The sequence below is a fragment of the Synechococcus sp. CS-603 genome (assembly GCF_977929215.1).
The window spans coordinates 1,345,752-1,366,744 of sequence record NZ_OZ376778.1; the positions used below are offsets into that span (position 1 = coordinate 1,345,752).

The window sequence follows — 20,993 nt, forward strand, 5'->3', positions numbered from 1 at the left end:
CTCAGAATTTCCAGCCAACCCCGAGGTTGAAGCGCCAGTCACCGCTGAAGTCACGGCTGGCCACCTCCAGGCGCAACGGCCCGACCGGCGTTGTCACGATCAGGCCGGTGCCCACCGAGAAGCCACTGCCTGGCTTGTTCAGCAGGCCGCCGGGATTGCCCTGCACATTCGACTGGGTGCCGAAGGTGGTGCCGCCATCGATGAACACTTGCCCGCTGATGATGCTGAACAGGGGGAAGCGGTATTCGATGGTGGCCTCCCCGAAGCTGCTGCCCACACCGAGGTCACAGTCGGAGAAGCCGCGCACGGAGTTCGATCCGCCCAGGCAGAAGGCTTCGTAGGGAGGCAGGTCGCCGATGTTGGTGCCCGCCGTGACCTGAAAGGCCAGGGCCTGTTTGCAATCGGTTGGTTCGCCAGGCTCCGGCCGGCAGCCTCTGTAGAACTTCAACCAGTTCACCGGGATGAAGAAGGAGTAGCTGCCGCGCAGGCGATTGAAGGTAGGGGAATCCGGGCCCACCGAGACGAACTGCTCGGTGCTGACGCTCAGAAAGCTGCCTGAGGTGGGGTTGCGCGGGTCGTTGAGGGTGTTGCGGGTGGCGGCTACACGCAGAGCCACCAACTGGTTGCTGCTGGCGCAATTGAAGGCGACACAGACCACATTCTCGATCGGCGCCTCGTCACCGTCGAAATTGTTGGTGCTCACGCCGAATGGCATGGATTCACCGGCGAAGTTGATCGGCCTCACTTCCTGGGCACTCGCCCCCAGCACGATGTTCCACATCGCCCGCTTGAACGGGTCGCCGCCATTGAGAGGCCGCACGAACTGGATGTTGCCACCCACCCGCTGGATCGCGATCGAATTGCCGTCGTAGTCAAACCAGCTGTTCCCTGGGGATTCGTCTTCGGCCTCATTGACGGAATCGAAGCGACGGCCTTCCGGGTTGCTCCTGGAGTTGATGTTGTAAGCAACGCTCGTGCTCGGAGCTTCGTAGAAGTCCGAGGCCGTGTTGATGTTGCCGTTGTCCTGGCTTTGATAGATCTGGGGAACGTCCCGACTGATGAACAACCGGGCCCGGAAGGCTGTGCGGTACTTGTCGCCTTTGATCCAGGGATCCGTGAACGAGATATCGGCCAGGCCGCCGAACTGCCCGTAGGTGAAGTTGACCGACATATCCCAGGCGCGGCCGATCAGATTGGTGTCCTGGAGCTGAATTTGGCCGAAAACCCCCTGGCTCTGGCTGTAGCCGAGACCCCCTGAGAGAGAGCCAGTGGACTGCTCGACCATCCCCAGCACGATCACCACCTCGCCTGGCGTGGCAGGAACCGGCCGCAGGGTCACCTTGACATCGCCGAACAGGCCGGTGCCGTAAAGGCGCTTGATGTCTTCCTCGAGGTTGCGGCGGTTGAAGATCTCCCCCGGCTTCGTCGAGATCTCCCTGGTGACCACCCAGGGCTTGGTTTTGCCACGGATCGGTTCGCCCTCGTCGTTGGTGGCCGAACCCTCCCTGTTGAGAAATTGCACCTCCACCGCCTGGACGGTGCCTTCGCGAACGGTCAGTTCCACCACCCCCTCCGGGCTGACCCGACTCGGTCCAGTGATCCTGGCGAGCGAATAGCCCTGGTCCGAGTACCAGGTCTGCAACTCCTGCACGCGGGCCTGCAGGGTGTTGAGGTTGAGGGTCCTGTCGAAGTCGGCGGCGAAGGTGTCTTCGAGAACCTCCGGGGGAAGCTTGATGTCAGCCGTGCTGAACTCCACCTTCTGGAGCACGGGGTTGGCCGTGGCGATCACCACCAGTTGCACGCCGAGCGGGCCGTCCACCGGTTGGATGCGCACATCCGAAAACCAGCCGCTGGCATAGATGGCGGCGAGATCGGTCTGAAGCTCAGAACGGGAGACGCGGCTGCCGGGTCGGACCACCATGGCGTCGTAGACGGCCAGCTCCAGCCGTTCCGCCTCGGGGTGGCCATCAAGACCCTCGACCACGACCTCACTGATCAGCACCTTCGGCTCAGTTGGGCTCTCGGGCGCCAGGCTGCCCGGGCCTGGCGTGAGCGGGGCTGTTTGGGGCGGAGAGACCGGAATGGTGGTGTCCACTCCAGCTGGGGCCTCTGGCTGGCCTTCAAGCAGCTCTGCTGGCTCAGGGGTTGGCTCAGGGGCCCGGTCCGCATCGAGCGGGTCAGGCTGGCTCGATTGGGGCTCAGTGGATTCGGGTTCGCTTGCTTCGGCCTCAGGCGCCAGGGCTTCAGGCGTTAAGGCTTCAGGCTCCTCGGGTTGGGCCTGGGCGAGTTCGGCTTGGCTCTGGGCCGGATCGCCCTGGGCCTGAACCCGCGCCGGTGCCAGCAGCGAACAGAAAGCCAGCAGTGGCAGGGCCGCCATCAGGCCGAGAGTGCCGTGCCGACGGATCCACCCAGAGAGGGAATCGGTGCTCGGGGCGTTGCGGGTGCCACCCATGATTCTCCGAGGCAATACGGCTACGCCGCAAATTGCCGTGACCTTACCGGTAGACGCGGGGTTGAGGGCAAACCCCTTGGACCCGTTTCAGGACCTCCCCATAGGCTTCGGTCACGCCACCGAGGTCCTGCCGGAAGCGATCCTTGTCCAAAATTCGATCGCTGGGATCCTCCACTTGGCAGTCCCAGAGCCGACAGGTGTCCGGGCTGATCTCATCGGCAAGCACCAGTTCACCGCCTGTGGTGAAGCCGAACTCAAGCTTGAAATCCACTAATTCAAGCTGCACACCGCTGAACAGATCTCGCAACAGGGCGTTGATCCAGCGGGCCAGCCGCTCCAGTTCAAGGCGTTGCTCGCCCGTCACCAGAGCCAGCCATTCCAGCCTGGCCTCGGTGAGCAGCGGATCCTCGAACGCGTCGTCCTTGTAGTACAGATCGAGCAGCGGCGGCTTCAGCGGGGTGCCAGCCGCGATCGGTAGCTGGCGGCAGAGTGAGCCTGCCGCCAGATTGCGGATCACCACCTCCAGGGGGATCACCCGCACCGGTTGCACCAGCATCCAGCGGTCGCCATCGATCCCCCGGTAATGGGTGGGTACCCCAGCCGCCGCCAGATGTTCGAGCAAGAGGGCGGAGATCCGGCAGTTGAGTGGCCCCTTCCCCTGCAACTGGGCCTTCTTGAGGGCGTTGAAGGCTGTGGCGTCATCCTTGAATTCGACGGCCAGCAGGTCGCTCTGATCGGTGCGAAAAACACGTTTGGCCTTGCCCTCATAGAGCAGGGGGCCGAGCTGGTAAGCAGTCATGGCGCAGGGGGGACGGCAAGGGAACGGCAGGGGACGGGGTGGGGGTGTGCCCGCCACCCGAGCGGGGCGAGCGCAAGGCCCGCTCCAGTTGCTCGGCCCGGACCCTCTCGGCCGGGTCGTTACGCCGCAGCAGCCATTCGGCATAGGCATCGTCGATGCGCTGACTGAGCCGAAGGCGCCGCGCCTCACTGGCGCTGGAATCTGTGCCAGCGGCCTGTTGCAGGCTGGCCTGCAGATCGAGCAGTTCGGCGGCCAAACCCCAGGCGGCGGCCGCGGCGGCCTGGTCCAGGGCCATGTCCAGCAAGCGATTGCGTTCGGCGATCGGCATGGTCTCCAACACCAGGGCGGCCCGCTGCAGTCGCTGGGCTGCCACCCGCCCAGGCAGCCGGCCAGCCAGCAACAGGGCGGCGGCCTCCTGCTGATGGCCCTGCACGGCCAGATGATCGGCGAGTACGTCAAGGGCAGGCCTGGTTTCCAGGCTGCCGTCCTCCTGGCGCCGCATCGGCAGGGGCGTGAACTCGAGGCTGGCCAGATCCCCGGCGGCCAGGCGCCGCAAGGCTTCGGCAGCGCGGCGATGGTTCAGCCCCGCATTGGCCGCGCGCCATTGCTGAATCAACCATTGCTGACGCTCGGTTCCTGCGGCCGGGCCATAGCGATCGAGCACGGTGAGGGCCGCCTCCGGCGCCCGGCAGCTGATCAGGGCATTGGCGTTGGTGATCACCACATCGAATGGTTGGGGGGCCGGCCGCAGCTCCAGTAGCCGCTCCCGCAGTTGCCGCAGCCGCTCGGGTAGATCGAAGCGGGCCGACTCCTGACAGGCCTGCTCAAAGGCTGGTAGTTCATCGCCAGCCAGGACGGCCGCAAACGCCTCGTCCGTCATGGCCATTGGAACCGCTTGCAGGGGTTCCAATGGCAGAGGTTCCACTGGTAGGGGGAACGGCTGGGCGCTGCCAAGCGCAGAGCCACCAGGCAGCAAGGCCGGAACCAGGAGCAGCCCAGCCATCCAGGATGGCCATCGCCCCGGCGCGGCCGCCCAGATGTAAAGAAGGAACGACACGTCGGGCGATCCAAGGGCCACAACCTAGGGAACCGCCCCCACCGTTCCGATTGATCCGATGACACCACTGGCCCCTGCAACCGCTGCCACCCCCTCCCAGGTCCTGGTGGTGGGCTCCGGGGGGCGTGAAAATGCCCTCGCCTGGGCTCTGCGTCGCTGCCCGGGGGTCGAGCGGGTCTGGGTGGCGCCGGGTAACGGTGGAACGGCCAGCCAGCTGGGCTGCGAGCCCCTGCCGTTGGCCGCGAATGATCACGCCGGCCTGATCGCCGCCTGCCTGGAGCGTCAGGTGCAGCTTGTGGTGGTTGGACCGGAAGGCCCTCTGGCCGATGGATTGGCCGATCGCCTGCGTGAAGCTGGGCTGGCGGTGTTCGGGCCCGGCAGCGATGGCGCCAAGCTCGAGTCGAGCAAGCAGTGGGCCAAGGCACTGATGCAGGAGGCTGGCGTTCCGACGGCCGCCTACTGGGCCCCCACAAGCCGTGAGCAGGCCCTGGAGGTGGTCGAGAGCCATGGCTTGCCGCTGGTCGTCAAGGCCGATGGGCTGGCAGCCGGCAAGGGGGTCACCGTGGCCGACAGCCTGGCGACGACCCGGCAGGCCATTGAGGACATTTTTGATGGCCGCTTCACCAGCCCGGCCCTGGTGCTTGAAGAGCGGCTCAGCGGGCCGGAGGTCTCGGTGTTTGCCCTCACCGACGGCCGCACGATGGTGCTGCTCCCGCCGGCCCAGGATCACAAAAGAATCGGTGAAGGAGATACGGGTCCGAACACCGGCGGCATGGGCGCCTATGCCCCTGCCCCCCTGCTCGATGCCGATGGCCTGGAGAGGGTGCGTCAGCTGGTGCTCGAGCCCACCTTGAGGGCGTTAAGGGCGCGCGGCATCGACTATCGCGGCGTCATCTATGCCGGGCTGATGCTCACCCCTGATGGCCTCAAGGTGATCGAATTCAATTGCCGTTTCGGCGACCCCGAATGTCAGACCCTGATGCCCCTGCTGGGAGGCGAACTGGCGGAGGTGTTGCTGGCCTGCGCCAGCGGCAAGCTTGCCGAGGCGCCAAGCCTGGGCGTGGCGGAGGCTTGCAGTGCCTGCGTGGTGGCCGCCGCTGCCGGCTACCCCGATGAGCCTCGGCTCGGGGATGTGATCGAGGATCAGCTGGCCGCCAGCGCCGATCGTCAGTTGTTCCATGCCGGCAGCCGGCAGGAGCCTGGTGGCGCGATCGTTACGGCGGGCGGGCGTGTGTTGGCCGTGGTGGCCCAGGCGAAGGATTTCGACGCCGCCTTCTCGGCGGCTTACTCCGGGCTCGAGCAGGTGCGCTTCGACGGGATGCTTTATCGCCGCGATATTGGCCATCAGGTGCGGCGCTCCTAGGGTGGGCTAAAGCGACGGTTGGGTTGTGGCCGCCGAAATTTCCACCGGGGCAGCCCCCATCCTCACCAACCTGGCGGCCCGCCCGCCCCAGGCTGACGTGAGCACACGTCCTTCCCTGTGGAGGCGATTCCTGAGTTGGTGGGCCGAGTTCAGCTTGCAGACCAAGCTGCTGGCGGTGGCCACCCTGGTGGTCAGCTTGATGATGACGGGGATCACGTTCTTCGCCTTCAACAGCATCCAGAGGGATGCCCGGATGAGTGACACCCGCTTCGCCCGGGATCTTGGTCTGCTGCTCTCCGCCAATGTCACGCCCCTGGTGGCCGAGGCCAAGGACCGGGAGCTGGCGGCGGTGGCTGAACGCTTCTGGCGCTCCAGTCGCAGCCTCAGATACATCTTTTTCGCCGATCCCGATGGCGTGATCTATCTCGGCATCCCGATCAGCGGCACCAGTGGTGGCAGTGAGCTGCTGTTGAGTCGGCGCCTGGAGCTGCCGCCCGATCTGCAGCGCCGGCCCCAGAACCCCCTGATTCGCCAGCACCTCAGCCCCGATGGCCAGGTGACTGATGTGTTCGTGCCGATGGTGAGTGATGGCAAGTATCTGGGCGTGCTGGCGCTTGGCATCAATCCCAACGAGGCGGTGCTGGCCAGTGCGGCGCTCACGCGCCAAGTGACGGTGGCCGTGTTCATTTCGATCTGGGTGCTGGTGATCCTCGGAGCGGTGTTCAATGCGCTGACGATCACCCGACCGATCAAGGAGCTTCTGCAAGGGGTGCGGGCGATCGCCCTCGGCGACTTTGAGGCCCGTATCGCCTTGCCGGTGGGCGGTGAACTGGGCGAACTGCTCCAGGGCTTCAACGACATGGCCTCACGCCTGGAGGTCTACGACGCCGCCAACATTGAAGAACTCACCGCCGCCCAGGTGAAACAGCAGACCCTGATTGCCACGATGGCCGACGGGGCTGCTCTGCTGGATGGCGAGGGCCGCATCGTGCTGGTGAACCCCACCGCCCGCCGCCTGTTCCGCTGGGAGGGCCGCAATCTCGAAGGCAATGAGCTCTGCGAAGAACTTCCCGAGGTTCTGGCGATGGAATTACAGGAGCCCCTCCAGACCCTTCTCAGTGGCGAACGGGACAGCACCGATGTGCGTTGCAGCTTCGGTGAACCGCCGCGCACCTTGCGAATCGTTCTACAGACGGTGAAGGACCTCAGCGGCGAAAGTCTCAAGGGCATCGCCATGACGGTGCAGGATCTGACCCGGGAGGTGGAGCTCAATGCGGCCCAGAGTCGTTTCATCAGTAATGTCTCCCACGAACTGCGCACACCTCTGTTCAACATCAAGAGCTACGTGGAAACGCTCCACGACCTGCGCGATCAGCTCAGCGAGGAAGAAACCCAGGAGTTTCTGGCCATTGCCAACTCCGAAACCGATCGTCTCACCAGGCTGGTGAACGATGTGCTCGATCTCTCCCGGCTGGAATCAGATCGGGTCTGGAGTTTGGAGCCGATCGAGCTGCGCCCCGCCATTGAGCAGACCGTTCGCAATTACCGGCTCAACGCCATCGAGAAAGGCGTGGAGTTCGACATGGACGTCGACAGCGATCTTCCCCGGGTGATGGGCGACTGGGATCAGATCCTGCAGGTGCTCGACAATCTCGTCGGCAATGCCCTCAAGTTCACCCCTAGCGGTGGCCGGATCGTGCTCACCGCTTACCCCTGGCCCGACACCTGTCAGTTCGATCCCGTCCCGGCCCCGCTGGAGAACCATCCCTCCTGTGAATTGTCCTCGCCCTTGCCGCGGCTGAGGCTGGAAATCGCCGACAGTGGTGCCGGCATCTGCCGCGAAGATCAGCAGCGCATCTTCGATCGCTTCTTTCGGGTGGAGAATGCGGTCCATACCGAGGTGGGCACGGGCCTGGGGCTGGCGATCGTGCGCGGAATTCTCGACAAGCACGGCAGTCCCATCCGCATGGTCAGCGAGCCGGAGGTGGGAACCACGTTCTGGTTTGATTTCGCCCTTGAACATGTCGATCGCGACGAACTGATCCTCGAAGGGGAGCGGCGCCAATATGCCAATACCGATCAGCTTGCCCGGGCCGATCTTCAGGCCTAAAGGCTGAATCCACCAGTTATTGACCAACCCGCTGGAGCGGCTGGTTTGGAGTGGCTGAGGTTCAGCCTTCGTCGCTGCTGACTCCCCGCACAATGCGCGAGAGTTCGTTGCGCTCGTCGATGCTGACCCGATGGGGGGAGCCGCTGATGATCCGCTCGAAGTTGGAGAAAGAATCGCGGATCTCCGGGCCATCCTCGGTGATCACAAATTCACGGATTCCCTTGTCATGGGCCGATCCACGCATCTTGAACACATTAATGACACGGGCCATCTCCCCTCGGATTTCCACATACTGAAGCAGCAGGATCGTGTCGGTGATGGTTGTGATATGGGAATCAGTGATCGAGTGACTACCAATGAACTCTTCCGATGTATTCGTGAAAAAGCCTGCGATCTCCTCTTGTTTCGCGTAGCCCGTAAGGCTGATCACAAACTGGCGGAAGGCATTAAGGCTCACACCCCTGGAGAGTGCAGAGAGGGAATCAATAGCTATTCTTGATGGCTTGAAATCGCTGATTTCAGTCTTGATGATCTGAAGATGGTCTTCGAGTCCGGTGGATTCTGGGTAGGCACAGATGATCCGAAGCAGGCCATCCTTCTCCATCTGCTCAAAGTTGATTCCCCAGCTCGTGGCATTGCGCATGAGTTGGGCGCGGGATTCCTCAAAGGCAAAAACGATCACCCTTTCCTTGTTGTGGTGAGCATTCTCCACAAACTTGCTGACCAGTAAGGTTTTGCCGGTGCCGGTTGCGCCAGTTGCCAGAATGATTGAATCTTTGAAGAAGCCGCCACCACACATCTCATCAAGCTTGGCAACACCAGAGCTGATGCGGATATTGGAAGAGCGTTGGGTCAGGCGCATCGCACCCAAGGGGATGATGCTGACGCCATGGGTGCCGATCGTGAATGGAAACTCCCCTTTCATATGGGTTGTACCCCGGAGTTTGAGGATTTCAACTGTGCGCCTACGGCGTTCAAAATCGAGCACATTACGCAGAATAATGACGTTGTCGGAAACAAATTCTTCGACTCCATAGCGTGCGATCGGGCCATATTCCTCAACCCGCTCTGATGTCATCACCGTCGTGACACCGATCTCCTTGAGCCTGGCAATCACTCGGAAGATCTCTCGTCGTACTACGGCAAGGGCGTCGTACTGTTGAAATATGGCGGTGATTGAATCGATGGCAACACGGCGGGCTTTGTACTTTCTGATCGCGTAGTTCATTCTTTCGATCAGGCCCGAGAGATCAAAGTTGCCAACCACATCTTGCCCGTTCGGATCGGGGGAAGCGTCGAGAATGAAAAGCTTGCCTTGATCAATCAATTCCTGTAGATCCCAGCCGAAACTGGAAGCATTGCGAATCACGTCAATCGGTGACTCTTCGAAAGTGACAAAGATACCAGGTTCGCCATATTTGCAGATTCCATTGTACAAAAAATGAAGCGAATAGATGGTTTTCCCTGTTCCCGATGTTCCGCTGATCAACGTGGAGCGGCCAATCGGCAGGCCGCCTTGAAGGATGTCGTCCAACCCCTCAACGCCCGTGGGAAGCTTCTTCACCAGTTGGGATGAGCTAGACGTGGGAGACATGGCCTGATGAATCGACGGTGGTGGATAAAAGTGAAATCAGCCTGGAAATCCTTTTGCCGTTTCTAGAATTGAATATCTAGGGTTCGTTGAGTGAGTTGTCGATCAGATCCTGTTCGGAAAGCTCATCAAAAAGCAGATCAAGGCCAATCAGTACCCGTTCTCGATCCGAAAGATCACCGATGATCCGGCGAACGGGTGGAGGGAGGATCTTGGCCAGGGTGGGAGTAGCAAGAATTTTGTCTTCTTCTGCTAATTGAGGATTTTTTAGCACATCAATCACCTTGAGTGCATAGACGCCCTTGAACTCCGATTCGAGAATGTCGCGGAGTGTCTTGAGAGCGCGCATGGAATTCGGAGTGTTGCCTGCAACGTAGAGCTTGAGGATGTAGGCCTTCAGTGGTGACATCAACCGATCTCCCCAGCCACGCTGGCTCTCCGCGCAGACCGCAAACTATTGGTGTGCAAAGACTCTGATGGCAGTGAACGCCGATACATCTCGCAGAGATTGGCCAGCACGTCCATCAAGGCCAGTCGATAGTCCCGAAGGAAATCATCTTTATGCCCTTTGAGTTTCAAGAGAGTCCAGAATTCATCGATCAGATTCATATGGATTTCTACGGTTTTGGTCACTGAAAGATCACTGAAATAAACGGTGTTTACGAAGCTGTCAAGGGCTTGGTTGGCAGCAGCCGGATCACGGAAATAGCTGATCAACAGGTCTCTGTAGGTGCGCTCAAGCGATTGGAGCAAGATTTCGCGTTCTTGCTTGGGCAGGTTACGTAAAAAACGGCTTGGGTCACGTTTGTAAAGCAAACCTGTGTAACCCAGTCGTTTTTTGAGACGGTCGGAGAAGTTCCACGGCGCAGCGGATTGATCTGCATCTGGATCGGCCTGATCGTTATTTTGATCGCGTCGTAGAAAGCGGGAGATCGCCGCATCAACGCTGTAACTGAGCTGTTCGAGTTGATCCTGGGCCAGATGGACTTCGGCAGCGTGGAAATCAAGCTGCCCTGTGATCGGACCCAAGATCACGGTGGGCAGCACCAATCCTTTGCTGCAGAGACGCTGGAGAGCGTCGCGATCCAGGAGACCCTGCTCAAGCAGCACCGCATCGAATTGCTCCCAGCGGCTCTCCAAAGCAGCCCCTGGATCAGCCATTTCACCGAGATCAAACAGCTCGTGGTGCGCCTCGCGAAGCCATTGGCCGCAGCTGGTTCGCAAGGCAGGATCCTTGATCAGCGAGGCGATCGTCAGGGCTGGCTGAGCCATCCACCAATGCTGGCTTCATTGCCTAGACAATAAATCTTGACGCCAGGGCAAACGGCAGTAGAGAATGGGGGATCACTATTAACCTGGATGTGCGGCAGGCCTGAATAACGCCAAACCCTCGGCCGGTTTTCTTGCCTGCGAGATGAAGCGTTTGCCTGCCCACGCCTCCCGTTTCTCATGAGTCTCACTCCAGCCACCGATAACCTCGCTCCGATGGGGATCGCCCAGGCGGCGTCCGGTCCTTACGCCATCGTCGAGGCTTCCGGCCAGCAGTTTTGGTTGCAGCCCAACCGCTACTACGACCTGGATCGCCTCCATGCCGAGGTCGATGAGACCGTCACCCTTGAGCAGGTGCTCTTGATCCGTGACTCCAGCGGCACCAGCCTCGGCCTTCCCCATGTGGAGGGCGCCTCGGTCACCCTCAAGGTGGTGTCGCATCGCCGCGGACCCAAGATCATTGTCTATAAAATGCGCCCCAAGAAGAAAACCCGTCGCAAGAACGGCCACCGCCAGGAACTCACCCGGGTGATGGTCGAGTCGATCACCGTGGGCGGCCAACCGATCAGCTGATCGCCTCTGGATGCTGCTCTGCTTGGATGCGGGCCTAAATTTTCCCTCTCACTTCCCCCTCGTATTTGCTTCCATGGCCCACAAGAAAGGCACAGGCTCCACCCGTAACGGCCGCGATTCCAATTCCAAGCGTTTGGGCGTCAAGCGTTATGGCGGTGAAACCGTCACGGCCGGCTCGATCCTGATTCGCCAGCGGGGCACCTCGGTGATCCCCGGCCTGAACGTGGGCCGTGGTTCCGATGACACCCTTTATTCCCTGGTGGATGGAGTGGTCAACTTCGAGAGCATCACCCGCAGCCTGCGCAATCGCAAGCGCATCAACGTGGCTGCGGCTGTCACCGCCTGAGCCGGTAGGCCCGGGTTGTGATCAGCAGGGGGTGAAACACCTCTAGAAACCGGCTCTGCAGCGTCTCGAAAAAAGCCTCCACCAGGGCCGGTTCATCGAAGTGGAAGGGATATTCTCCTTGGTGGCCCTTGAAAAAATACCAGTTCATCAGGGCTAGTGCGCGCGGATTCATCCGGGCGGCGAATTCGTTGAGCTGGGCCGCTGGATCGGGTAGGTGCTCCAGCACGTCCAGGCAGATCACTGTGTCGAACCGCGCTGGCAGGGCTTGATCGCCCAGATCCCGGCAGACCCTGAGTCGTTCGCTGAGCCCAAAGGCTTGGGCACGTTGGGCCACGAAGGCTCTGTTGTGGGGGTTGAGATCAACGAACCAGACCTGCTCCACCTCAGCGAGGCTGGCGGCCGCTAAAGCATGGCTACCGATGCCGCCGCCGAAGTCGAGCACCTGTCCGCTGGCCTGGCCGGCCTGGAGCCGCAGGGTATCGGCGATGTAGCCGGCACTGCCCAGATGCCAGGCAGCCAGCTCCAGTAGGTGCGCCGTGCCCACTGTTTCTTCGTAGAACGCTGTCGCCCCCTCGGGATCGAAGTCGACGGCACCGGGGTGCAGGGCCGCCAGATCCGAGCAGCTGGCAGGGAGGCGCTGCTCCAGGGTTTGCGGCGTGATCTGGAGATAGGAGGCCAGTTGGTTCCTGAGCGCGAAGCCGTCGCTAAGGAAGCGCTCGGGATCGAGCGCCGGCCGGCTCCAGGCGGCCCCTGCAAGGGTTGGGCCCGGAGCGGTCGGGATCGGACCGGCGTGGATCAGCTCAGGCACACCTGGTCAAAAATCGGGAACAGGCAAAAGGCTAGGGCGGGGCGCTCCCCCCAGCCAGCACCGTCTGCTCAATCTGTCTGCTCATTTGGGCTGCTCAGTCAGTTCCACCCCCGCCCCTGGCACCTCCAGCCACTGGCGCAGCCAGGCCACCAGCAGGTAGAAGGGCAGGGTGTCGAGCAGGGCGGCGAGCAGCTTGAACAGGTAGCCACTGCCGATGAAGGCACCCAGCTGGGGCAGCACCGCTTCCCCCGGGCGCAGCGGCAGCACATGGGCGGCGTAGTGGCTGATCAGCACCACCGCGCTGGTGTCCACCAACTGACTCACCAGGGTGGAGCCGTTGTTGCGCAACCACAGGGCCCGGCCACCGCTGAAGCGCTTCCAGAAATGGAACAGCCGCACGTCGATGAACTGGGCGGCGAGATAGGCCGCCATCGAGGCCCCCACTGCTCCGAAGGCCAGGCGGCGCATCTCGAAGAACAGCGGCAATCGCCCATCGGCGTCGGCCACCGGTGCGCCCAGGCCACCGCCGTAGCCATCGAGGCCAGGCAGCACGCCCCCCAACCAGAGGATGAGCACGATCCAGCCGTTCAGCACCAGCCCCACCCAGACTAACTGCGTGGCCTTCTGCTCCCCCCAGATCTCGCTGATCAGATCGGTGCACAGAAAGGTGACCGGATAGGGCAGGGCCCCCACCGCCACCACGATCGGCAAGCCGGCGATCGTGCCGAGGCTCAAAAAGCGTGTCAGGCCAAGGATGTTCAGCATTCCCATCGTGCCGAGGAAGAGCCCGGCCAGCACCATGTAGGCCAGGTCGCGGCGGTTCTGCAGGCTCAAGGGACCAGGGGCGCTGAACATGGCCCCAGCCTGCAGGGGCTGGCGCCGGATGCAACAGTTCTCCTACCTTTTCGCCCCGTCACCCTGGCCCAACCCTGCGGTTTTCTGGTGCTCGACAAGTCGGCCGGTCTCACCTCCCACGCCTGTGTGGCCCGGGTGAGGCGCCGCTATGGGCTCAAGCGGGTAGGCCACGGCGGCACCCTGGATCCGGCCGTCACCGGGGTGCTACCGATCGCCCTGGGGTCCGCCACCCGGCTGCTGCCCTACCTGCCGGGTGGCAAGGCCTATCGCGGCACCATCCAGCTCGGCCTGCGCACCAGCAGCGACGACCTCACTGGTGAGCTGCTGGAGCGCGTCGCCGTGCCGGACCTCAGCCCCCAGCTTCTTGAAGCCTGCCTGGAGGCCTTCCGCGGCCCCATCCTGCAGCGGCCTCCGCAGGTGTCGGCCGTTCACGTCGATGGCGAGAGGGCCTATGTCCGCGCCCGGCGTGGCGAAACCTCCGCGCTTGAACCGCGGCCGGTGACGATCCACCAGCTTGAGCTGCTGGGCTGGGATGGCGACAACCAGCGCCTGGAGTTGGCCGTGTCCTGCTCAGCGGGCACCTACATCCGCTCGTTGGCCCGCGATCTTGGAGCCGCTCTGGGCTGCGGCGGTGCCCTGGCCTGCCTGCGGCGCACCGAGGCCCTGGGCTTCGGCCTGGCCGGCAGCGTCAGTCTCGAACGGCTGGAGGAAGACCCACTGCCTGCCCTGCAGCCGCCGCTGGCCGCGTTGGCCCATCTGCCGCAGCACAGCGTTCTGGCCCACGACTGGGCTGGCTGGCGCTGCGGCCGCAGCCAGGAGACCAGCCTGGAATTGGCCCTCGATCAGGCCGTGGTGGTTCTCGGCCCGGATGGCAATCTGGCAGGGATGGCCCGGCTTGCCGCCGAAGGCCGGCTCCAGCCCCGCCTGGTGCTGGAGCCGGCCGGTTGAGCCCTCACCCCGCAATGCAGCGCGATGGCAGGCCATAGCAAGTGGTCCCAGATCAAACGTCAGAAGGCGGTCGTTGATGCCAAACGGGGCGTCGTGTTCACCCGGCTCGGCCGCGAAATCATGGTGGCCGCCCGCAGCGGCGCCGACCCGGCGGGAAACTTCCAGCTGCGCACCGCCATTGAGAAGGCCAAGGCTGCCGGGGTACCCAACGCCAACATCGATCGGGCGATCGCCAAGGGCTCTGGCCAGGCGGGGGGGGAGGCCGATCGCTTCGAGGCGGTGCGCTACGAGGGCTATGGCCCTGGGGGCGTGGCGATCCTGGTGGAGGCGTTCACCGACAACCGCAACCGCACCGCCGCTGACCTGCGCCTGGCCTTCGGCAAGAACGGCGGCAATCTCGGCGAAACCGGCTGCGTCGGCTACCTCTTCGAGCAGCGGGCTGTGGTGCGCATCGACCAGAACGATCTGGCCGAAGAGGCGCTGCTGGAGAGCTTGCTGGAGCTCGAGGCGCTCGGTTATGAGCTCGATAGCGCTGGGGCGCTTGTCTTTGCTGATGCCACGGCCCTGGAGGCGCTGCAGGGCGGCCTGAAGGGCCAGGGCTGGCCTGTGGCCTTTTGGGAGCACCGCTGGATCGCCGCCAGTCCCTGCCACCTGGAGGCCGCCACTCCGTTGAAGGCCTGCCTCGATCTCTTGGATGCCCTGGAGGATCTCGATGACGTCCGCAGCGTCACCTCCAACCTGAACGCCGATGCGGTCCTGCTGGAGGAGGTCATGGGCTGATCGTTCTGCTGGGCCCTCTTTCAACCCAGGGCCTCAGGCGCCAAGCGCCGCCGTATCCACCCAGAGTTCAGCGCCGGGATGGCCCTGGAGCCAGCTGGCCGGCAAGGCTGGATCGGGCGGGTCCTGCAGCAGACGGCGCAGGATCCTGGCCTTGCCGCCACCGCTGACCACCAAGATGATGCGCTGGGCCTGCAGGATCTCGGCCAGGCCCAGGGTGATCGCCAGGCGGGGCACGGCCGCTGGATCGCCGCCGAAATCGGCGCTGTTCTGCTCACGGGTGCTCGCGCTGAGCTCCAGGCAGCGACAGGCCGCTGAGCCTAGGCAGGGGGGTTCATTGAAGCCCACATGGCCGTTGAGCCCGAGTCCGAGCAATTGAAGACTGAGGCCACCGGCGTCGGCAATGGCCTGGCCGTAACGGCTGGCTTCGAGGTTCGGATCGGCCGCCCGTCCATCGGGCAGACGCAGCTGCGCCTGCCCCAGGCCGAGCCGATCTCCGAGTTGCTGCCGCATCGTGGCGGCGAATGATCGGGGATCGCCGGCAGCGAGCCCCACGTATTCGTCGAGGTTGAAGCTGCGCCACCTCCGCCGCAGGTCTGCCTGTTGTTGCGCTGGCCAGGCGCCCAGTTGGCGCACCAGGGCCGCGTAGATCGGCTCCATGGTGCGGCCGGTGGCCAGGCCGAGGATGCGGCCGGGATCTGCTTCCAGAGCCTGGGCCAGCGAGGTCGCCACCCGCTCGGCCAGGGCGGCGGCATCGCTGGCCACCTGCACGCGGCCTGACCAGCAGGGCAGGACCGTGAAGGGAAGGGCCGCGACGCTCAGGGACTGGCCAGGGTGGCAACGGGATCGGAGGTCCATCCGGGCAAGCCTGGCGGATCGCCCGGCTGCTTGGCCAGGGGAGAGCCTGCTCCGCGGGGATAGGGGCGTACCACGGCCCCTTGGTAGTAGTGGCGAAGAATCTCCTCAAACCGTTGGCCACGTTTGGCCAGGGCATAGGCGCCCCACTGGCTCATTCCCACCCCGTGGCCGAAACCGCGGCCGATCGCCACCAGACTGATCGCCGGCGGTGGTGGCGGGGGCGAGGCCAGCAGGGCTCCCAATGGATCCACCAAGGGCCGGATCTCTGCTGGCACGGGGGCGAGGGTGGGCGATAGCCCGGCCAGGGGAATCCCGCTGAAGCTGAACGGTGCCGCTTCAAAGCGGACCCAGGTGCTGCGCAACCCCAGCCGGCTGCGCAGCTGGGCGCCATTGACCACCAGCTGGCGGCCCGATGGCCCGGTCACCCTGGCCTGTCTCACCCGTCCGCTGGCGGTGGTGGCAATCACGTCGATCTGGCGTACGCCGCCGGTTTCCGGAAACGCCTTGGCCAGAAGGTCCGGGGGAAGGGGCTTGCGCCACTGGCGCACCGGGCTGTTGTCATCGAAATCCTTAACGCTCACCAGGTAGGGGCGCTGCTGGGTCCAGAGGTCACCGCTGTTCTCAGTGGCGCCTCCACTGCTGCTGTGGAACACCGCGTCGATCAGGGCGTTGCCATGCATCAGCACCAGGCCTTTTGTGCTGCTGGTCGCCTGGCGTGTGGAGTTGGTTTCACTCTCCAGGCCCTTGTAGACCTGGCTGCTGACGGTGGCCTTGAGATCGAAAGCGGCCAGGGGCTTGCGCTGGCGCAAGGCGTAGGTGCGCGCCGCCACGGCCTGGGCGCGCAGGGCCTCCAGCGGCCAGCTGGCGGGCATCTCACTGCCAACCACGCTGGGGAGATAGGTCTCGAGGGCGACCACGTTCACCGCTCGCAGCTGCCCATCGACCGGGCGAACCTGAAGCCGGCCGCGGTAGCGCCGTTGCTGCAGCCCGAAGGTGGCGCTTTCGGGGCGGTTGGCCAGGGGTTCGATCCAGAGTTCGGCAACGGAGACCGATCGGACTGTTGGATCGGGTCGGCCGGCGGCTTCGGCCTCGATCACCACACGGCCGCCAACCTGTCTCAGGGCCACAGCACCGCCGGCAGGAAGCCGGAGCAGTTCCTTGCCCGCAGTGTCTCGCAGCCGCAGACCACCCTCCCCAGTCACGCGGAATCCGGCCGACTCCACCAGCAGCACCCGCACCGGCGGGCCAGCGGCTGAAGCCCCCCTGGCGGATTCGGCCGCGGCGCTGCGGGCCGGAAGCGGCAAGACGGTTGCGGCCAGCAGCAGCGGCAAGCACAGGGCGCTGCCGAGCGCCAGTCGTTTGCCGCGCCTGACAGACCGAGGCGGAGTGGAGCAAAGCAGGGGCAGGGATGCAGCCATAGACACGGTGTCAAGGGTGGCTCAAGGCGAATCATTGTGACCAGTCCTGCTGAGCACTGCCAGCCCCCCAGCGGACAGCGCCTCCACTGGACCGGCAGCAGCGTGACAGCATGCGAGAAAGAGACGAACGGTGTGCAGGTCACCTTTCTTGGCACCAGTTCGGGGGTTCCAACGCGGGCCCGCAACGTGTCGGCGGTGGCCCTGCGCTTGCCCCAGAGGGCGGAGCTCTGGCTGTTTGATTGCGGTGAGGGAACCCAGCATCAGTTCATGCGCAGCGATCTGAGGGTCTCGCAATTGCGCCGGATCTTCGTGACCCACATGCATGGCGACCACGTCTTCGGCTTGCCTGGCCTGCTGGCCAGCCTTGGCATGGCGGGCAACTGCCGGGGTGTGGATCTCTACGGACCCGATCCCTTGCCGGACTTTCTCGAATCAGCCCTACGCACCTCCTCCACCCGGATCGGTTATCCGCTGCGCACCCACCCCGTGCGCGAGGCGGCCCAGCAGGGGCGGGTGCTGCTCGATGACGGCGATCTCCTGGTCCGCAGCGCTCCGCTCACCCACCGCATCCCCGCCTACGCCTATCGGGTGGACCAGAAGCCACGCCCCGGACATTTCAACGTGGACAAGGCCCGGGAACTGGGCATTCCGCCAGGGCCGGTCTATGCCGACCTCAAGGCTGGACTCACCGTCACCCTTGAGGACGGTCGAATCATTCGTGGCGACACTCTCACCGGTCCTGCTCGCCCTGGCTGCAGCGTCGTCTACTGCACTGACACCGTGTTCTGTGAGGCTGCGGTGGAGCTGGCCCAAGGCGCCGACCTGCTCATTCACGAGTCCACCTTTGCCCACGCGGAGGCGGACATGGCCTTTCAGCGCCAGCACTCCACCAGCACGATGGCCGCCCAGACCGCGGCGCTGGCGGGAGTGAAGCAACTCGTGCTCACCCATCTCAGCCCGCGCTACGTGGCCGGCAATGCCTTCACCCCCGAGGACCTGCTCGAAGAAGCCCGCGCCATCTTTGCCAACACCTTGGTGGCCAGGGATTTTCTCAGTGTCGACGTCAGCCCCGCCTAGCGGCAGGACGCCCTCGCCGGGCCGCGGGCCTGAAACACTTCTTGATTCCGCCCCAGACGACCCTTTGCCCGTGATACAAGGTCTCAGGCGCGGTGCCAACCGCCTGTTCGCCGGCTCCCTCCATGGTCTCCTTCTTTACTTCCAGCCTTCGGTCCCTGTCCCGAACCCTGCTGGTGCTCAGCCTGGCCCTGCTCGCCAGCTTCGGGCTGCCCGTTTTGGCTGTTCAGGCAGCCCAATGGGACGCTGAAACGCTCACCGTGGCGGGTAGCCCGGATGGCATTCCGGTCACCTTCAGCGAGGCCGAGTTCAAGGCTGGCCGCAAGGTCTTCAACCAAAGCTGCGGCACCTGTCATGCCGGCGGAGTCACCAAGACCAACCAGACCGTTGGTCTGGATCCCGAAACCTTGGCGCTGGCCACCCCTCCCCGTGACTCGGTGGATGCCTTGGTGGATTACATGAAGGATCCCACTTCCTATGACGGCGAATACAGCATTTCCGACGTGCACCCGAGCATGCGCAGCAGCGATGTGTTCGTCAAGATGCGTGATCTCAGCGAGGACGACCTGCGCCTGATCGCTGGTTACATCCTGGTGGCTCCCAAGATCAGCGGCATCCAGTGGGGTGGCGGCAAGATCTATTTCTGAGCCTGCCCTAAACTCCCTCTAATCCAGCTGCCGGCGGCTGTACTCACCCCTCCCCGGGAGACTGGGAGGGGTTTTTGGTTTCTTTGCGCCAGGCCATCCCCCTGGGGCCGCAACGCTCACGGCTCCTGAGCCGTCGGTCGAGGCCGGCTGTTGCCTGGATCGAGCGAACTGGGTTGCTTGCTGTACCACCACTCCTGCAGGTTGGCGCTCAGCCGCTGCGGGAAGAGGGTGATCACCGTGCGTGTCGGTTTGGCGCCAGGTTGGAGTAATTCGACCGCGTAGGACGGGCAGCGACGCGCGGCCAGATCGGCCACGAAGCGCTTGCCGATCCGGCGCCAGCTCGGTTCCTTGCTGCGCCAGGCCAAGCGGCAACTGGGCCAAGGCAGCTCTTCTCGATCAAACAGGCGACAACAGGGCCCCAGAACCCGGAAGCTGTACTGCCCGCCCAGGCTGGGACATTCGCTGCCGGGCTCCAGGAGGTCATCGACCGGAAAGGCCATGAAAAAGCCACCCGTTCGGGTGGCGGAGAAAAGGTCAGAGACCGAAGACAGGATCCATCGCAGGCGATGGTTGAACTCAAGCGATGGTCGAACCAAGAAAACTGGCCGCGGGAACCACGCCGGGGTCCAGAGGCCATGGCAGGGCTCAGTAGAGCTCTTCTTCCGCGTGGGTAGTGATCGTGACGTCTGAGGTGGGGTAAGCCACGCAGGTCAGCACGAATCCGGACTCAATCTGGTCGTCGTCGAGGAAGCTCTGGTCCGACTGATCGACAGTTCCGGTGGTGAGCTTGCCGGCGCAGGTGGAGCAAGCTCCGGCGCGACAGGAGTAAGGGAGGTCGATTCCCTGCTCCTCGGCGGCATCGAGGATGTACTGATCGTCAGGAACCTCAATGGTCTTGTTGAGGCCCTCACTCTCGTTGATGAGGGTGACCTTATAGGAAGCCATGGAAGAGATTAGGGCTCACAGGCGCCTGGACAGTCCGGGCCTGTAGGACCGCCCCTTCCTACATCGGACAGGGGCAGCTCCGCCGATCTGGAGGGCAGAGCATCGGAAGCCCAATCAAAGGGTGGGCACAGATAAGCGTGATTTATGCAACATCCGCTTGGTCGGCGCGGATCTCCAGCAGGCCCCAGCCCCCCTGGTCGCCGATCAGCCGCGTGCTCCAGCCGGCGCCGCGGCCCAGGGCCTGCTGCAGCCCAGGCAGCTGGCTCACCAACAGCCCACTAAGCAATCCGACACCAGCCCGGGAGAGCACGGCCTCGAACTGGGGAGCGAGGGCTTCGATCACCGGCGCCAGGATGTTGCAGAGCAGCAGGTCGGCTGGTTCCCCGTTCAGCAGCGCAGCGAGCCCCTCCACCGACCCCAGGGCCACCTGCAGCGGCCCACCGGGGCCTGGGCTGATGGCATTGAGGCGAGCATTGGCGGCGGTGGCACGCACGGCCAGGGGATCGGTGTCGCTGGCGCTGGCGCTGGCGGCCCCGAGCCGCAGGGCCCCGAGGGCGAGGATGCCGCTGCCGCAGCCCAGGTCGGCCACCCGCAGGCCCTCCATTGGGATCGCCTCCATCGCCTCCAAGCAGAGGCGTGTCGTCGGGTGGCTGCCGGTGCCGAAAGCGCTGCCGGGGTCAAGGCGGATCACCTGCCGGCTGGCGAACTCCTGCGGCAAGGCCAGCCAGGCCGGCAGGATCAGCAGCCGTTCCCCAACCGGATCGGCTTGCCAGTGCTGTTTCCAGCTCGAACTCCAGTCTTCTTCAGCTTGCGGCTGCCACTGGAGCGGGGGCAGGGCCAGGCCGAACGGATCGCCCAGCGGGGCCAGGGCTGCCGCCAGCTGCTCACGCTCGCTCAGCGGCCAGTCGACAGCCGGCAACCAGGCGAGCAAGCGGTGACGCTCCGGCTCGCGGGGCTGGTGCCGGATGGCGACCCGCTGGATGCCAAGCGCGGCGAGCTTCCAGAGCAGCGACTCTTCGAGCTCAGCTGGAGCGTCCATCTCCAGGCGCCACCAGTGGGGGGGCATCGGCTGCATCGGCGCGGCGCTCTGGTTGAGGGGTTAC

21 protein-coding genes are annotated in these 20,993 nt (G+C 64.0%); 8 read left to right on the forward strand and 13 right to left on the reverse strand.

All coding sequences use genetic code 11. The features are described 5' to 3' along the window. Position 1: 1 nt before the first annotated feature. Genes ACXMDM_RS07045 through ACXMDM_RS07055 form a run of 3 tightly spaced genes read right to left on the reverse strand, consistent with a single transcriptional unit; the run spans position 2 to position 4,254 of the window. On the reverse strand, positions 2 to 2,452 hold the full coding sequence (locus ACXMDM_RS07045) for a BamA/TamA family outer membrane protein (protein WP_259723336.1): 2,451 nt from the start codon (positions 2,450 to 2,452) through the stop codon (positions 2 to 4). A gap of 43 nt (positions 2,453 to 2,495) precedes the next feature. Further along, a complete protein-coding gene (purC, locus tag ACXMDM_RS07050; protein ID WP_259723335.1) occupies positions 2,496 to 3,251 on the reverse strand; it encodes a phosphoribosylaminoimidazolesuccinocarboxamide synthase in 756 nt (251 codons plus the stop codon). Beyond that, positions 3,217 to 4,254: a hypothetical protein gene (locus tag ACXMDM_RS07055; RefSeq protein ID WP_499569284.1), complete on the reverse strand. Its 1,038-nt coding sequence runs from the start codon at positions 4,252 to 4,254 to the stop codon at positions 3,217 to 3,219. Before ACXMDM_RS07055 ends, purC begins: the two co-directional genes overlap by 35 nt. 112 nt (positions 4,255 to 4,366) lie before the next feature. Here ACXMDM_RS07055 and purD point away from each other — a divergent pair, with 112 nt between their 5' ends. Further along, a complete protein-coding gene (purD, locus tag ACXMDM_RS07060; protein WP_259723333.1) occupies positions 4,367 to 5,671 on the forward strand; it encodes a phosphoribosylamine--glycine ligase in 1,305 nt (434 codons plus the stop codon). 97 nt (positions 5,672 to 5,768) lie between these two features. Further along, on the forward strand, positions 5,769 to 7,781 hold the full coding sequence (locus tag ACXMDM_RS07065; RefSeq protein ID WP_233831333.1) for an ATP-binding protein: 2,013 nt from the start codon (positions 5,769 to 5,771) through the stop codon (positions 7,779 to 7,781). A gap of 61 nt (positions 7,782 to 7,842) precedes the next feature. On the opposite strand, the gene kaiC is transcribed toward ACXMDM_RS07065, so the two are convergent. The 3 genes from kaiC to ACXMDM_RS07080 all read right to left on the reverse strand — a co-directional run bounded on the left by kaiC (position 7,843) and on the right by ACXMDM_RS07080 (position 10,644). Further along, on the reverse strand, positions 7,843 to 9,375 hold the full coding sequence (kaiC, locus tag ACXMDM_RS07070; RefSeq protein WP_259723332.1) for a circadian clock protein KaiC: 1,533 nt from the start codon (positions 9,373 to 9,375) through the stop codon (positions 7,843 to 7,845). 76 nt (positions 9,376 to 9,451) lie between these two features. Beyond that, a complete protein-coding gene (gene kaiB, locus ACXMDM_RS07075; protein WP_071801162.1) occupies positions 9,452 to 9,781 on the reverse strand; it encodes a circadian clock protein KaiB in 330 nt (109 codons plus the stop codon). After that, on the reverse strand, positions 9,781 to 10,644 hold the full coding sequence (locus ACXMDM_RS07080; protein ID WP_259723331.1) for a circadian clock protein KaiA: 864 nt from the start codon (positions 10,642 to 10,644) through the stop codon (positions 9,781 to 9,783). Before ACXMDM_RS07080 ends, kaiB begins: the two co-directional genes overlap by 1 nt. 177 nt (positions 10,645 to 10,821) lie before the next feature. On the opposite strand from ACXMDM_RS07080, the gene rplU reads away from it, so the two are divergent. Together rplU and rpmA are read left to right on the forward strand one after the other, a co-directional pair. Further along, complete coding sequence (gene rplU, locus ACXMDM_RS07085; protein WP_259723330.1) at positions 10,822 to 11,214, forward strand: 50S ribosomal protein L21; 393 nt, start codon at positions 10,822 to 10,824, stop codon at positions 11,212 to 11,214. A 73-nt stretch (positions 11,215 to 11,287) separates the two neighbouring features. Beyond that, positions 11,288 to 11,560, forward strand: coding sequence for a 50S ribosomal protein L27 (gene rpmA, locus ACXMDM_RS07090; protein ID WP_071801165.1), 273 nt, complete (start codon positions 11,288 to 11,290; stop codon positions 11,558 to 11,560). On the opposite strand, the gene ACXMDM_RS07095 is transcribed toward rpmA, so the two are convergent. Together ACXMDM_RS07095 and ACXMDM_RS07100 are read right to left on the reverse strand one after the other, a co-directional pair. Then, positions 11,550 to 12,341, reverse strand: coding sequence for a class I SAM-dependent methyltransferase (locus ACXMDM_RS07095; RefSeq protein WP_259723370.1), 792 nt, complete (start codon positions 12,339 to 12,341; stop codon positions 11,550 to 11,552). The genes rpmA and ACXMDM_RS07095 overlap by 11 nt on opposite strands. Before the next feature lie 108 nt (positions 12,342 to 12,449). Further along, positions 12,450 to 13,223 (reverse strand): queuosine precursor transporter, encoded by a 774-nt coding sequence (locus ACXMDM_RS07100; RefSeq protein ID WP_259723329.1) that lies wholly within the window; start codon positions 13,221 to 13,223, stop codon positions 12,450 to 12,452. 87 nt (positions 13,224 to 13,310) lie between these two features. Between ACXMDM_RS07100 and truB the strand changes: the two genes are divergently transcribed. Together truB and ACXMDM_RS07110 are read left to right on the forward strand one after the other, a co-directional pair. After that, entirely contained in the window at positions 13,311 to 14,171 is an 861-nt protein-coding gene (truB, locus tag ACXMDM_RS07105; protein WP_311134221.1) for a tRNA pseudouridine(55) synthase TruB, read from the forward strand. 24 nt (positions 14,172 to 14,195) lie between these two features. Next, entirely contained in the window at positions 14,196 to 14,951 is a 756-nt protein-coding gene (locus ACXMDM_RS07110) for a YebC/PmpR family DNA-binding transcriptional regulator (RefSeq protein ID WP_259723328.1), read from the forward strand. A 33-nt stretch (positions 14,952 to 14,984) separates the two neighbouring features. On the opposite strand, the gene ACXMDM_RS07115 is transcribed toward ACXMDM_RS07110, so the two are convergent. Both ACXMDM_RS07115 and ACXMDM_RS07120 read right to left on the reverse strand, forming a co-directional pair. Then, entirely contained in the window at positions 14,985 to 15,806 is an 822-nt protein-coding gene (locus ACXMDM_RS07115; RefSeq protein WP_259723327.1) for a glucosamine-6-phosphate deaminase, read from the reverse strand. Continuing rightward, a complete protein-coding gene (locus tag ACXMDM_RS07120; RefSeq protein WP_259723326.1) occupies positions 15,767 to 17,224 on the reverse strand; it encodes a SpoIID/LytB domain-containing protein in 1,458 nt (485 codons plus the stop codon). Before ACXMDM_RS07120 ends, ACXMDM_RS07115 begins: the two co-directional genes overlap by 40 nt. A gap of 132 nt (positions 17,225 to 17,356) precedes the next feature. On the opposite strand from ACXMDM_RS07120, the gene ACXMDM_RS07125 reads away from it, so the two are divergent. Together ACXMDM_RS07125 and psbV are read left to right on the forward strand one after the other, a co-directional pair. After that, a complete protein-coding gene (locus tag ACXMDM_RS07125) occupies positions 17,357 to 18,301 on the forward strand; it encodes a ribonuclease Z (RefSeq protein WP_259723368.1) in 945 nt (314 codons plus the stop codon). 122 nt (positions 18,302 to 18,423) lie between these two features. Next, on the forward strand, positions 18,424 to 18,945 hold the full coding sequence (psbV, locus tag ACXMDM_RS07130; RefSeq protein ID WP_259723325.1) for a photosystem II cytochrome c-550: 522 nt from the start codon (positions 18,424 to 18,426) through the stop codon (positions 18,943 to 18,945). A gap of 116 nt (positions 18,946 to 19,061) precedes the next feature. Here psbV and ACXMDM_RS07135 read toward each other — a convergent pair whose 3' ends face one another. From ACXMDM_RS07135 to prmA, 3 genes are all read right to left on the reverse strand, one after another. Further along, the gene (locus tag ACXMDM_RS07135; RefSeq protein ID WP_259723324.1) at positions 19,062 to 19,445 is read right to left on the reverse strand and encodes a DUF8632 family protein; all 384 of its coding nucleotides are present in this window, start codon (positions 19,443 to 19,445) and stop codon (positions 19,062 to 19,064) included. Positions 19,446 to 19,590: 145 nt separating this feature from the next. Next, the gene (locus ACXMDM_RS07140; protein WP_071801172.1) at positions 19,591 to 19,890 is read right to left on the reverse strand and encodes a ferredoxin; all 300 of its coding nucleotides are present in this window, start codon (positions 19,888 to 19,890) and stop codon (positions 19,591 to 19,593) included. 142 nt (positions 19,891 to 20,032) lie between these two features. Further along, entirely contained in the window at positions 20,033 to 20,956 is a 924-nt protein-coding gene (prmA, locus tag ACXMDM_RS07145; RefSeq protein ID WP_071802211.1) for a 50S ribosomal protein L11 methyltransferase, read from the reverse strand. Between the last annotated feature and the right edge of the window lie 37 nt (positions 20,957 to 20,993).

Bases quoted from the DNA above. Each gene is read 5' to 3' on its own strand.
- ACXMDM_RS07045 (WP_259723336.1), bottom strand. From the start codon at position 2,452: ATGGGTGGCACCCGCAACGCCCCGAGCACCGATTCCCTCTCTGGGTGG.
- purC (WP_259723335.1), bottom strand. From the start codon at position 3,251: ATGACTGCTTACCAGCTCGGCCCCCTGCTCTATGAGGGCAAGGCCAAA.
- ACXMDM_RS07055 (WP_499569284.1), bottom strand. From the start codon at position 4,254: ATGGCTGGGCTGCTCCTGGTTCCGGCCTTGCTGCCTGGTGGCTCTGCG.
- purD (WP_259723333.1), top strand. From the start codon at position 4,367: ATGACACCACTGGCCCCTGCAACCGCTGCCACCCCCTCCCAGGTCCTG.
- kaiC (WP_259723332.1), bottom strand. From the start codon at position 9,375: ATGTCTCCCACGTCTAGCTCATCCCAACTGGTGAAGAAGCTTCCCACG.
- kaiB (WP_071801162.1), bottom strand. From the start codon at position 9,781: ATGTCACCACTGAAGGCCTACATCCTCAAGCTCTACGTTGCAGGCAAC.
- ACXMDM_RS07080 (WP_259723331.1), bottom strand. From the start codon at position 10,644: ATGGCTCAGCCAGCCCTGACGATCGCCTCGCTGATCAAGGATCCTGCC.
- rplU (WP_259723330.1), top strand. From the start codon at position 10,822: ATGAGTCTCACTCCAGCCACCGATAACCTCGCTCCGATGGGGATCGCC.
- rpmA (WP_071801165.1), top strand. From the start codon at position 11,288: ATGGCCCACAAGAAAGGCACAGGCTCCACCCGTAACGGCCGCGATTCC.
- ACXMDM_RS07100 (WP_259723329.1), bottom strand. From the start codon at position 13,223: ATGTTCAGCGCCCCTGGTCCCTTGAGCCTGCAGAACCGCCGCGACCTG.
- ACXMDM_RS07110 (WP_259723328.1), top strand. From the start codon at position 14,196: ATGGCAGGCCATAGCAAGTGGTCCCAGATCAAACGTCAGAAGGCGGTC.
- ACXMDM_RS07115 (WP_259723327.1), bottom strand. From the start codon at position 15,806: ATGGACCTCCGATCCCGTTGCCACCCTGGCCAGTCCCTGAGCGTCGCG.
- ACXMDM_RS07120 (WP_259723326.1), bottom strand. From the start codon at position 17,224: ATGGCTGCATCCCTGCCCCTGCTTTGCTCCACTCCGCCTCGGTCTGTC.
- psbV (WP_259723325.1), top strand. From the start codon at position 18,424: ATGGTCTCCTTCTTTACTTCCAGCCTTCGGTCCCTGTCCCGAACCCTG.
- ACXMDM_RS07135 (WP_259723324.1), bottom strand. From the start codon at position 19,445: ATGGCCTTTCCGGTCGATGACCTCCTGGAGCCCGGCAGCGAATGTCCC.
- ACXMDM_RS07140 (WP_071801172.1), bottom strand. From the start codon at position 19,890: ATGGCTTCCTATAAGGTCACCCTCATCAACGAGAGTGAGGGCCTCAAC.
- prmA (WP_071802211.1), bottom strand. From the start codon at position 20,956: ATGCCCCCCCACTGGTGGCGCCTGGAGATGGACGCTCCAGCTGAGCTC.